This is a genomic window from Psychroflexus sp. MES1-P1E (assembly GCF_002836055.1).
Lineage (GTDB): Bacteria > Bacteroidota > Bacteroidia > Flavobacteriales > Flavobacteriaceae > Psychroflexus.
On sequence record NZ_PJBS01000340.1, the window covers coordinates 1 to 13,141 of the forward strand.

General features: G+C 33.1%; 11 protein-coding genes and 1 pseudogene. 8 read left to right on the forward strand and 4 right to left on the reverse strand.

Features of this window, described 5'->3' with window-relative positions:
• Positions 1–376 precede the first annotated feature (376 nt).
• Both CXF67_RS15295 and CXF67_RS18360 read right to left on the reverse strand, forming a co-directional pair.
• Positions 377–988: a beta-class carbonic anhydrase gene (locus CXF67_RS15295; RefSeq protein ID WP_102089532.1), complete on the reverse strand. Its 612-nt coding sequence runs from the start codon at positions 986–988 to the stop codon at positions 377–379.
• A gap of 1,134 nt (positions 989–2,122) precedes the next feature.
• Positions 2,123–2,260 (reverse strand): hypothetical protein, encoded by a 138-nt coding sequence (locus tag CXF67_RS18360; protein ID WP_180957990.1) that lies wholly within the window; start codon positions 2,258–2,260, stop codon positions 2,123–2,125.
• Positions 2,261–2,626: 366 nt separating this feature from the next.
• Between CXF67_RS18360 and CXF67_RS15300 the strand changes: the two genes are divergently transcribed.
• On the forward strand, positions 2,627–2,806 hold the full coding sequence (locus CXF67_RS15300; RefSeq protein ID WP_257984717.1) for a hypothetical protein: 180 nt from the start codon (positions 2,627–2,629) through the stop codon (positions 2,804–2,806).
• Positions 2,807–3,085: 279 nt separating this feature from the next.
• Here CXF67_RS15300 and CXF67_RS15305 read toward each other — a convergent pair whose 3' ends face one another.
• Entirely contained in the window at positions 3,086–3,802 is a 717-nt protein-coding gene (locus CXF67_RS15305; protein WP_102089533.1) for an SDR family oxidoreductase, read from the reverse strand.
• Between the two features lie 386 nt (positions 3,803–4,188).
• On the opposite strand from CXF67_RS15305, the gene CXF67_RS15310 reads away from it, so the two are divergent.
• A complete protein-coding gene (locus tag CXF67_RS15310; RefSeq protein WP_102089534.1) occupies positions 4,189–6,195 on the forward strand; it encodes an SBBP repeat-containing protein in 2,007 nt (668 codons plus the stop codon).
• Positions 6,196–6,571: 376 nt separating this feature from the next.
• Entirely contained in the window at positions 6,572–6,952 is a 381-nt protein-coding gene (locus CXF67_RS15315) for a hypothetical protein (RefSeq protein WP_102089535.1), read from the forward strand.
• A gap of 43 nt (positions 6,953–6,995) precedes the next feature.
• Here CXF67_RS15315 and CXF67_RS15320 read toward each other — a convergent pair.
• Positions 6,996–7,355: pseudogene (locus CXF67_RS15320) on the reverse strand (transposase); the annotation flags it as partial.
• Positions 7,356–8,017: 662 nt separating this feature from the next.
• Here CXF67_RS15320 and CXF67_RS15330 point away from each other — a divergent pair.
• From CXF67_RS15330 to CXF67_RS18950, 5 genes are all read left to right on the forward strand, one after another.
• Positions 8,018–8,530 carry a hypothetical protein gene (locus CXF67_RS15330; protein ID WP_102089536.1) on the forward strand — a complete coding sequence of 171 codons (513 nt, stop codon included), beginning with the start codon at positions 8,018–8,020 and terminating at the stop codon, positions 8,528–8,530.
• Between the two features lie 180 nt (positions 8,531–8,710).
• Positions 8,711–10,363: a serine hydrolase domain-containing protein gene (locus CXF67_RS15335; RefSeq protein WP_145990486.1), complete on the forward strand. Its 1,653-nt coding sequence runs from the start codon at positions 8,711–8,713 to the stop codon at positions 10,361–10,363.
• A 252-nt stretch (positions 10,364–10,615) separates the two neighbouring features.
• A complete protein-coding gene (locus tag CXF67_RS15340; RefSeq protein ID WP_102089538.1) occupies positions 10,616–12,007 on the forward strand; it encodes a serine hydrolase domain-containing protein in 1,392 nt (463 codons plus the stop codon).
• 318 nt (positions 12,008–12,325) lie between these two features.
• On the forward strand, positions 12,326–12,853 hold the full coding sequence (locus CXF67_RS18945) for an IS110 family transposase (protein ID WP_257984718.1): 528 nt from the start codon (positions 12,326–12,328) through the stop codon (positions 12,851–12,853).
• Positions 12,854–12,901: 48 nt separating this feature from the next.
• Positions 12,902–13,141 (forward strand): IS110 family transposase (locus CXF67_RS18950; RefSeq protein WP_257984719.1); only part of this gene is annotated, 240 nt, incomplete at its 3' end.

Consider the following 13,141-nt stretch of genomic DNA (forward strand, 5'->3'; position numbering starts at 1 on the left):
GTTTAACAATCAAGTTGCATTTATGACTTGAATCCAGCTTCCTTATCATATATCAACCCTGATTTAGCTTTGATAAGAAAAATTAAAATTAAAAAAAAAAGGCTTTAGCTTAGTGCGAGCTCCGATAAATCTCGATTTATCTATTCCCACACTAACCTTAGCCAAACCGTTGTAAGCCATTTGAACAAAACTACAAGAATGAAAAAAACACGAATTGCAATTTCAATTTTTTTTTCAATTCTATCGAGTCGTAAATCGGAAAAAAAAGCGTAGAAAAAAAATGAATATTTGCGTTGGTGATATTTAACAACATAGTATTGCTAACTGACAGTAAAATTTATTATTTCTTTGGAGAAACAATGCTGTAAAAAGAAATCTAACGTGCTCTCCCTATAACAGTAGCTTCGGGAATTTCGATTAACTTTCCACTTTTCACATCAAAAAGATAGCCATAAACTGGAATATGTGTAGGAACTAACGCATGGCGTTTAATTCTTTTTACATCTTCAATAATGCTTTCTGACTGATTGCTAATCGTTAGAAACGAAATGTTTTTTGCTTCTTGGGAACCGCCTTCTTCCGTAATATTTCTCCATCCGTTGGCATCAACTGTAGCTGTAGAAAGGCTTGTAGCTAATAAATCTCTTATGATCTCATCTGTGAAAGTTAACATTCCACAATCAGTGTGGTGAATCACAAACCATTCAGCAGTACCTAATAATTTGTGGGAAATAATTAGTGAACGTATCGCATCATCACTGGCTCTTCCTCCTGCATTCCGAATAACGTGTGCATCACCTTCTGCAAGTCCAGCATACTTTGCTGGGTCTAAGCGGGCATCCATACATGTCAGAATTGCGAATTTCCTTCCTGGAGGCATTGGCAAGTTTGCTTTTTCGCCAAAGCTTTCCGAATAACTTTGATTTGCAACTAGAACTTGCTCGTGAACAACACTGTTCTCTTTTTGCAATAAATTTTGTTTACTCATATAAATTTAATTCATGGATTTCTAATAAAAGAAATCGGACAACAATTTTAGTTTGATTACAAAGTATATTTTCCTAAATACTCTTCAAAACATATGCTAAGATAGTTGTTTATAAATATAACAGACAAGCTCGAGGCTTTTATTTGCCCATAAAAAGCACCTTTGGAAAACACAATATTTTGCGATTTATTATTTGAAAATGCCGTAAATTATTCACACAGCAAACTTTCCTATTCGATTATTGAAAACACAACCTTAAATATTTAAAAAAAGATTAAAAGAGATGTTGATACTTTTTAATCAAAAGTTTTAAATCGGAATCAAAAAAGTTCGAGACTACTCCCTTTTTCTCCACTTCCAACCCTGTTAAACATCTGTTTTGCAGGATATTTAATTATAGTTGACAATTTAGTTGATTATATTTTTATTAATAACTTTTGCCATTTTCAAAATTAATTTTTTTAATTCAAGTAATCTTTAGTTTTCAATCCCAGCTTGTTCTTTAAATTTTTTCAAAGATTGGATTGTCTGCCTTTAAAAAATGCTCAATTACAAAAGTGTTTTTCCTGTTTGTGTCTTATCCATTCCAAATGGATCATTTGCTCAATTATCAGGAAAAATTATCTGATTGAATCAAATATTTTCTTTGCCAGCAGTTGGAATTATCTTTGATTTTAATAATCCCAACTCTTCGTTTTTGAATTCTATATAAATTTTGGAATTAACAGAATTTGAAATGCTTTATACTACATACCATCCATTTTCATTTTTATGGTTCTTTCGAACTATGTTTTTAAATCGACTATTTCCAGCCTATTTTTTTGTAAAACAATCGTTATTCTATCTTGTGATGAAGAAAGATTACTTTTCCTTACAGAAATTGACTTTTATCTGTTGCCGTGGTTTTATACGTTTATTGTATCCGATTTAGTAAAACATCGGCGTTTTATTAAAATAAATTGGCCAAAAATTTGTTTTAATCATTTGGACAACCAGCAATAATTTCTTTGAATTTTTCCATAAATAAATTTTTTGGAAAATCATTTTGTGGGTATCTAAAACAAATAGGAGGAATTTGTTTGTCAGCAGTCGAGATTATGTTCAATGGTACATTTGGTGATGGTGTTTTATTTATTAACATACCAAAGCATTACGCATTGCTTTAATGTTATTGTAATCTTCCTTTTTAAAAGCATGTTGCGCATTAATCATAATTTGTTGTTCTGCTGTAATGTCTTTCATATTGTTTCTTAGCGCATTAATAGTAGGCACCAACCATATTTTCTTTGCCATTAACAGAAATAACTCATTTTTAAAATATTTCAGTTTATGATAAAGATGAAGTCAATTTTGGACTTTTGAATCTCCAAACATATTTACCATTTCCAGTTGACTATAGAACTCTTGAAGAAATTACAAGAATTTTGCAAAATTGATAAATTTTCTTTCGCAAGAAATTTTATCTTGGTAGAAAATTATACGGCTACAAAGTCCGCAACTTCTGCAAACCGACAAACGTTGGCAATAATTTTGCTCACAAAACAGAAGAAAATGAACAAAATACATGTTTTATTATTATTTTTCAAATATGGTAATCATCCTGAAGAAATTTACAGCATTAAATTTATGTGGTAAAAGTTGCCCTATATTCATCTAAATCCTGTTCGTGGAGGAATTGTCGAGAAAGGATCACAGCATATTTATTCCAGTGCCAGTAATTATGTTTATGATCCAGGCTTATTGAAGATAGAAAAAGTAGATGTTTCAATTGTTGATGTTCTGACTTTGAATAATTTTACCCGGTATAATGACTATTGATTTTGATAAAGTTTTAATGGCATATAGAAATGGGTACGACGTCGGGAGACTTCGCACAGCTGGGGAATTTCTAGTGTCATTTTGACAATTGTTTTGAAAAAATCGATGACTCCGCAAAGCTTTAAGTAAAATATTATCCCCTTAAGCTATTAGACAATAACCATAGTGTTGCTATAGTTCGTAACTAATAAGATAGAATTCGACACACCTGCTATTCTCAACAATTAGAAATTATGGGCTCTAAAGGAGTCATTTATTTTAAAATATAGGTCTCGATTATTATTCAAAAGGGTTCGTTGCCCAAATAGTTACTTCAGGGATAAATCCTTTGTTACGCATTTCTACAATCGAAATAATAGTATGTGCAATATCTTCTGAACCTAGCTTATTAGATTGTTCTTTACGCTCGTCGCGATTTTTTCGTGATCTGTAAGTAAATGCGGTTGTGACTTCACTTGGATTTACTAGAGCTACTCGAATATTATATTTTCGTAATTCAGCTTGCCAAGATTGAGTCATACCTCTAACTGCAAATTTTGATGCGGCAAAAACTGAACCTTGTGCAAACCCTTTTTGGCTGGCGGTTCCTCCAATATTTATAATATTGCCTGAGCTTTGCTCCTTAAATTGTGGTAAGAACTCTTGAGTTAGCAAGGCCATTCCAAATACGTTAGTATTGTACACACTTAATAAATCGTTTTCTGTAATTTCCCCAAGAGCTGGAAATGCTCCAATACCAGCATTATTTACCAAAGTGTCAATTTTTCCGTCTAATAAAGCTAGTGCCTCTTTGGCCTTTTGTGGTATTGATTTTAAATCACTAATGTCAAATGATAATGGAATTGCGCCTATTTCGTCAGCTACTTTTTTTAGTTTGTTTTCATCTCTCCCTGTAATTACAACTTTAGCACCTTTAGCAATAAATTGTTTCGCTGTCTCTTTTCCGATTCCGGAACTCCCTCCCGTAATTACTACTCTTGAATTATTAACTTCCATTTTATAATTTTAATAATCGAAAAAAAAAACCGATTTATACTATATTATTTGTGAAGAATACTTCCGTTTTTAAGAACATTTTGATCACCATTAGTAAAAGTAATCTTTAAATTTAACGCAGCAACAATTCATTTTTTTTAAAAATAGATACTATTTTTTAATTTTAGTAGCAGTACTCCACCACCGAAGAAAATTGAAAATAAAATCTATAAATAATAACTACAGCCAACAAACGCAACAAGCAATTTGGGAATGAGACTTAATTTGAAATTGGTTTTGTATTTGGAAGATTTAGCAAATCCAAATAATTGCTTTAACTTAGTCACAAAATGCATTTAGCACGGAGACATTAGTGATAATACTCTGAACCTAAAATTCAATACTACATGAAAAATATTTATTTGCTACTAGCTTTAGTTCTAATATTAATTTTTGGACAGAATCCCAGCCAAGCACAGGAGTTAATTTTTGCCAAAAAAATTGGTAGTGATTCTCCAGATAGCTTCTTGGAACAAGGGAATAGTATAGCCTTGGATGAGACTGGGAACATATATGTAACCGGCACAATAGGGTCAGGGTCAACAGGTGCTATTTTTGGAGAAGATGAGATAAATGAAACCATTATCAACATAAATGGATCATTCGTTGCAAAATTTAATAACTCTGGTGAACTACTCTGGGTTCAGCAAATGGGAGCGTCAAACAACGACATTACAAGTTATGCTATCGATGTTGATAACAATGGGAACGTTTACGTATCTGGCACTTTCTTCCAAGAGGCCAAATTTGGGGTAGGACAAACAAATGAAACAACCTTGTCCGGAACCTCTGGTGAGATATTCATCGCAAAATATGATTCTGACGGAAATTTATTATGGGCAAAAAACTCGGGAGGAGATAATGATGACAACCCAGGAGGTAGGGGACTTGTAGTTGATAATGCTGGAAATGTTTATGTTACGGGTTCATTTTGGGGGACAGTAATTTTTGGAGAAGGTGAGACTAATGAAACAACCTTAGTAGGTGAAAACACAGATATATTCGTGGCAAAGTATGACACCAACGGAACTTTACTTTGGATACAAAAAGCAGGAGGATCAAGTTTTGACGGTGGCAAGAATATTGATTTAGATGAGGAGGGGAATATTTTTTTAACAGGGAATTATTTTGATTCGGCAGTATTTGGTGAAGGTCTTTCAAACGAAACCACGCTTAATGATGGTAACGAATCAGCGTTCATAGCAAAATACACTAATGCTGGCAATTTTCTTTGGGCAATCGAGCCTTTCAATTCTGGCACTGGCGACATCAGTGGAGATATTAAAACCGACAAGCATGGATCAATCCTGTTTACTGGTAGTTTTTTCGGCACCATAACTCTTGGAGCTGGAACTGGTAATGAACAACAACTTTCTGGAGTAGGTTTGGATGAACTTATCGTTGCAAAATATAATTCTGAAGGAGAATTTGTTTGGGCTAAAACCGCTGAAAGTACGGGAGATGACCGTGGTGTTAGCTTAGTAATTGACACATTTGCAAATGTATTTATTACAGGGTATTATGGAGGAGACATACATTTTGGAGAAGATGAGATAAATGATACCACGATTTCAAATCTCGGATCTAGTGATCTTTATGTAGCTAAATTCTCATCTGCAGGAGAATTTATTTGGGTTACCTCTGCAGGAGGAAGTGAATGGGAACAGGGAAAGAATATTGCAATTGACGAGTCCGGAAATACTTACGTCACAGGATTTTACAGAAGTAACATAACCTTTGGGAAGGCTGAAACAAACGAAACCAATCTGTCGATTGACGGGTTTAATGATATTTTTATCTCTAAATTTCAAAGGTCCAATGACACGCCACAAATTAATGCATATAATGGAGTAACCTTTATTCAAAAAAATGAAACGATAGAAATTACACTTACTGATCTTAACATAACCGACATTGATAACAGTTTTCCTAATGATTTCACTTTGGTTGTGTTTGAAGGTGAAAACTATACAGTAACTAGCAATTCAGTAACGCCAGCTCTTGATTTTATTGGCACCATTGATGTTTCAATTTTAGTGAATGACGGTGAATTCGATAGTGAGGAATTTATGATTTCATTTGAAGTCAATAATATCTTGGGTTTAGATAATTCATTCATTGAAGAGAATTTTACCATTTACCCTAATCCCGCTTCAAACCTGCTCAATGTAATTTCTTACAAAGAAACTCAGTATCAAATTAGCATTTTCACGATTAAAGGGGAGCTAGTATATTCTTCAAGTGCTAAGAACCCTGAACAATCTATTGATCTGACGAGTTTTAAGGATGGCATATACTTACTTCAAGTCATTTCAGAAGGCAAGCAAGGAGTTATGAAACTGCTGAAAAACTGAGAAAGATACTATCACGCATCGAGTAGACGGCATTAAAACGACCATTTACAAGGTACGTTGTAAGTAATTAAAATCACGAACATGAAACAACGAATCATTGGAATTCTATTATTAGGAATTATTTTTCAAAGCTGTGTAACAAATAAGTATTTGAGTTCTACAATACCAATAAATGAGGTTTAAACATTGAATATTTTGAACCTTATCATATATCCAATTAATAAAAAAAGGAAACAAATCTTAATTAAATGATAGTTTATCTATTCAATCTAAGCAAATACTTGATTCTGTTATTTACTCTAATATGAGATTGTAAAAAATTAAAAATAAAATCACTCTCAAAAATAAAACCATCAACCAAAAAGTTGAAAATGAATTGTCTTTTTTAATTCAATCTGCAATTCAAAAAAGGAAATTAGAAGGAATTAAAATAACCCCTGTTATTGACTCTATTCTTGAATCTAGGGATCAACGATTTGCAATTGGAATTGTTGCGACTCGATTTGGTAGAAGAATAGGAAATTATGGTGGACAAGTTGCTAAAGGAGTTGATGTTGGTGTATTAGCATTAGGCCTTTTTTCTCCAATTCCTATTAAATATAATCTTTCTTTATATTCTATAATAGTTGATTCAGAGAAGAACGAAATTGCATTTTATAAAAAGACTTTACCAATTGAAAAATCACCTACTGATCCAGATATTATAAAAAAACAATTAGATAAAATTTACGAAAATTATTTATTCAAAAAGAAATAACTATTGCCAACAAAGTACTGTGGCTAAAAACAAGAAAAACTCATTAATTTCTCACTAGAGTACTTTTATATTCTTTATCATATATCAACCCTGATTTAGCAATAGCAAAGGCCTGTTTTAAGAATTTATTACACACCGCTATTAATGCTAGTTTTTTGCTCTTCCCTTTGGCCACTATTCTCTCGTAAAGGTCTCTACAAGCCTTAAAACTGCACATAAATAATAAATTACGAAGTTTCTGATTCCCTATTTTACTTATTCGAGGTCGTCCTTTTACACGACTACCACTTTGCCTAATCACTGGTGTTAGACTAGCGTAACTGCATAGTTCTGCTGCACTTGTAAACCGATCAAAACCACCTGTTAAAACCACTAACATAATTGATGTTTTAGGTCCAATACCAAATTATATTTATAATGCCGTATGAATAAATTGAATTATTTTTTGATTGATCGATTGAAATCAAAAATAATTAGCATAGCCTTAGCTACGGTAATTATTTTTGATGAAGAGCAGGCGAAAAAGAAACGATGTATTGCGTCATTATAGGTCTAATTTGGTGTAACAACAGGACTAGTTTTTAAACCGAGAGTAATTGCCATCAGAATCTGTAACATCGAATGCCAAGTGGCTAATGTCAATTCCAAAATATTTAATGTCTTTATTCATAAGAAAATGTTTTTTTGGAAGGACCATCTACGCGAGTTTCAACGACTTAAAATCGAGGTCTAAAGCCTCATACTCCCGGCCGCTATTGGGAGAACGTGATTTTGTAGTAAAAGAGAAGGGGGTTTATCCCGAGGCTTTGGGATTGACGAGATCAAAGTCTCTGCGTATACAATAACCTTATTCCTCTCTTTGGTGCTTTCTGATTTATATGCCTTAATTTAGGGTTTTTATTAAAATGCAAACTTAAGCCGTATATAATTAATTGCTTTGGCAAGTACTTATCTGGAAAATTCCTTCGGAATTTTTTCTGGTTCGTATTTGTTTACTAATTTAGTTGCTTAACCACGCCACTAACCATACTTATAAACGTTATCAAAAATTAGAAACCAACCGATATGAACAAACTAATTCTTACATCAATTAGCATAATTTTCGCTTTCAATTCAATTTTCGGACAAACTAACGAAGAAAAATACGCAGAAGACGTAAAATCAGTAGATGCAATAATTAATGCCTACTATGATGTTGTTTCAGGTTCGAGTAGTGAACCTTGGGAATTTGAAAGAGATAACTATATTCATTCGAAAAATGCTGTTATAACAAGACTGGACGACAATGGAAAAGCGGAATCACATACTCTTGAAGCTGAATATATACCAATCGGATTATCACTGAAAGAGGATTTTTACGAAAAGGAACTTAAAAGAAAAGTTAGCAAATATGGAAATATTGCACAAGTTTGGAGTGCATTTGAAATACGAACTGACACAAAAACGGAATCAAATATTAGAGGACTGAATAGCATTCAACTTCATTACGAAAATGGAAGATGGTGGATAGATAGTTGGACTTGTGAAATGGAATCTGAAAAAAGTTCTGTAGTGAGTGAATTTATGACTAAGGAATAAAAAAACTTTTGCCAACTTAAGCCATGTATAATTAATTGCTTGGTCACTGCCGACTTACAAACATTCCTGCGGAATATTCTATCCGTGTTTTATTTGCTAGATTAGTTGCTTAACCACGCAAAAAACCATATACAGACACGTTATGTGCCATAAAAATCTGTGACAAATCAAAACCAAAAGATGAAAAACAAGACAGGAATGATAATCCTCTTGCTATTTATGGCAGGGAACGTATTTGGTCAAACCAAACTTTCGGAAAACCAGCTTAAAAAACTGGACAGCATTGCCACGCAGGACGTGCCTAAAAATGCACCTGGAATTGCAACCGCTATAATCAACAAAGGAAACTTGATATTTGAAAAATACGCAGGTATTTCGGATTTTAAAGACAGTCTTAAAATCGATAAAAACACTCGATTTAACATTGCTTCAAACGGCAAACAATTTACTGCTTTAGCTATTCTCACTTTAGAGGAAGAAAACAAAATAAAATTATCAGATGATATTCGCCAATATCTTCCTGAACTTTATCCAGAAATTAAAGCAAAAATTACGATTGGCACACTGCTAACTCATACAAGTGGAATAAGAGACGTCTATGATTTATGGTCTTTAAAAGGAACGACTTGGTGGGAACAGTCTTTTGACAATAATGACGTTTTAGAACTTGTTAAAAAGCAAGAAGAGTTGAATTTTGAACCATCAACAAAATACCTATACAGCAATACAAATTATATTTTGCTTGCAACAATTGTAGAAAAAATATCTGGAAAGACTTTTAAAGAATATACAGATGATATTTTCCAAAAACTAAATATGCCAAATACTTCTTTCGAATCAGATTATTCACAAATAGATGGGAAAATAGCAAGAGCCTATTTTAATTTTGACACTTGGACGACCTACGATTGGATTTGGAATGTTGTTGGAGATGGAAATATATTCTCAACCTTAACTGACCAAATTCAATGGGAAAAGACTATTCAAGGTTATGGAAATAGCGAAATTAAAAATAGTATTATCCAGAAAAGCCAAGAATTAGTCAATCAAGATATCAATGATGATTACGGTTTTGGATTAGAGTTTGGAAAATATAAAAGCCTATCATATAAATTTCACGAAGGTGCAACAGGTGCTTGGAAAGCTACGGTTTTGAGGTTTCCAAATGACAGCATTTCAATGCTCACCTTAACGAATACAGGAAAGTCTATTCCATCGATGCAAACAAGACAGATGGCAGATGTAGTTTACGATTTGAAAAATGACGAAGAATACCTTGTTACAAAACCTGTGAAGATTGGAAGTTATGTAAGTGAAGATGAAATAATAGGAACATACATAACGCCAAACAACTTCACATTTGAATTTTTGAAAAAAGATGATGGTAAACTTTATCTCAAACGTATTGGAAGGAATGACGTTGAGTTAGTAAGAGAGGCTGACAATGTCTTTAATCAAAAATTTGATAAAGATTTTAAACAAGAATTTATTAAAAATGAAAGTGGCGAAATGGAAGTTACAGCCTATTATGTTAGCCATTCCCCATACACGCTGACAAGGAAAAAAAGTGATTGGGAAAATTATGATTACCAAGCTCTAAACGGAAAATACAACAATTCAGAAACAGATGTTAATATCGAAATTAGCCATTTATCTAATAAAGACTACAAAGTTTTGATTGGAGATCAAGAAAATTCTGGATTGCTAATTGCGCCTACAAAATTAATGGTAAACAATTATGTTTTCGAGTTTGATAACGAAACGAAAAACATAAAGTCATTATCACTAAATTCTGACAGAATACGAGGTGTTAATTTCGAGCGATTGAATTAAATTAGCGAATAAGTACGGCACATAACAACCTATATATCTCATAGCTAGTTGATTAATTTAAAGTTAAGGCATATTTGCAAGTCCACCAAATTTTTTAATTTGGCTTATTGAAAAGAAATGGTAATAAGAAAATTAAAAAATTCGGCTCGTGTTTAACCGAAAAACTATCGCTAATTAGCACGCTACGAGCTATATACAAGTCCGTTTGTACGCAAGCTGAAAAAAACCCACTCATACAAAAACAGAATTCAAATGAAGAAAATACTTTTAATAATTCCTTTACTTATCGGCTGTTCATCAACGAAAGAAAAATCTGAATATGAAACTCTTTTCGATTACGAAGGGAAATACGAATATGTTGATAATACGACATTAGAACTTAAAGCTTCGGCGACGGACACGACGCTTTATGCTGTAATAGATAATGCAAAATACCCTTTAAAATTTATTGCTCTAGACAGTTTTACAGATATGCAAGGAAGCTCTGTAATTTTTGAAAGGGACAACTCAAAGAAAGTCATAAGCTATAAAACTGACGGTCAACAATTCGAGTTACTAACAAAAGATATTACTAAATCGAATATGTTTCCCAGAAAAGAACTTTTCGATAATCCAGAAAATTACCAATATAAGCAGCCAGCAAAAACTGACGATGGACTTGCAACGGGCAATTTGGAAGATGAATTTAAAAATTCCAATCTTATAGTCGATATGGTCAAAAAAACCATTAGAGGTAATTTCCCTGATGTCCATAGCATCTTGATTTATAAAAACAACAAATTAGTGCTTGAGGAATATTTTTATGGTTACGACGAAAATACACCACATCAATTGAGGTCTGCCACAAAACCGTTCATTGGCGGAATTCTTGGAATAGCGGTTGACCAAGGATTTATAAAAAGTGAAAAAGATAGACTATTGTCCTATTTTAATTCGAGATACCCCGAAATCGCCAATTTGGACAAAAGAAAAAAAGAAATTACAATCGAAAATTTCTTAATGTATCGACACGGAATGGATTGTGAAAACAATAATCCTGAAAGTAAAGGATATGAATTAAAAATGATGCAAAGTAAAGATTGGGTAAAATACACGCTCGAATTACCAATGATTGGAGAACCTGGTGTATCATCATCTTATTGTACAGGTTGTGCTCTGACTTTAGGAAGTTTAGTTGAAATAGCAACAGACAAGAAAATTGAGGATTTTGCAAAAGAAAATCTTTTTGAACCTTTAAATATTTCAAATTATAAATGGACTTTTGAACCAAATCAAACGAGTAGTGATGATTTTAGTCAAACGTATTTTACACCAAGAGACTTGATTAAATTAGCAAAATTATTTAAAGATGGCGGTAAACGGAAAGGCAATCAAATAATATCAAAAAGTTGGATTGATAAAACATTTAATATGAACAAAGGAGATTACGGTTATCTTTGGGAACATAAATATTTCGTAGTTGACGGACAAACATATAACTCGTATTTAGCTTCGGGAAATGGCGGACAAAAAATCAACATTTGGCCTGAACTCGATATGATTACAGTATTTACTGGTGGCAACTATAATTCCTATCAATTGTATGGAAAAAGTACACCACCAAACGAAATGATACCAAACTATATATTAAAGTCCTTAGAATAAAGCCTGCACATAAAACCGTATACACTTTATTGCTGGCTTTAGCCTATTTACGAGTCCCGATAGCTCCTATGTTTGTATTACTATGAAAAATTAGCTTTGTAAATATAAGTGAAAGGGAATAAGAGTCAACCGATGGCTAGGTAATCTTCAAGATATATCGACCGATAGAAATGACCTTATTCCCTCATATTTCTTGGAGTCTGAACAGAATGTAAGGAGCCACTGAGTAATTTGGTATCCAGAATATCCAACTAGGAGAAAAGACGTGAAGAGATATTTCACTTTATTATTTAATTTAACTAACTTAAAATGAGACAATTGGAAAAGGTTTTAAAAGAAGTCGCGGGTATTGATGTCGCCCAAAAGGAATTAGTGGTGTCATTAGGTAGGCTTTTGGAGAGCTTAAGTATTGAAATCTTTGCATACAAAGTATTTGTAAATAGTGACAAAGGTATCCAATCTATGATCGAATGGGTATCCTCCTGTTGTGAGAATGCCGCTCAGATGCGATATGTAATGGAAGCGACCGGCGTGTACCACGAGAGATTAGCATACGCATTGGAAAGCATGAATATTGATGTCAGCGTTATACTACCCAATAAGATCAGCAACTATGCAAGGTCTCTTGATATTAAAACTATAACAGATAAGACAGCTTCTCAAGCTATTGCGCAGTTTGGTTTAGAGCGTAAACTGGATAATTGGATACGACCCAAGGATATCTATAGAGAATTAAAACAATTGACCAGAGAGCGTGATCAGATCGTTGAAGAGAGGTCAATGGTAAAAAACCAGAGACATGCAGAAAAGACAGAAGCTATGCCTAACCAAAAGAGCCTTCTTTGAATTGAAAATAGAATAAAATTTTTAAATATTCAGGAAAAAGAAATCAAATTGGACATAGCAACATTACTTAAAAGTCACCCAGAGGTAAAGACAAGAGTAGATAATATTTGTACTATACCTAGGGTAGGAGAACTGACTGCTGTAACGGTACTGGCAGAGACTAATGGGTTTGAACTCATTAGAAACAAGAAGCAATTGACCAGTTACGCCGGTTTTGATGTCAAGGAAAAACAATCGGGAACATCCGTAAAAGGTAAACCTAGAATATCAAAGAGAGGCAACAGACCT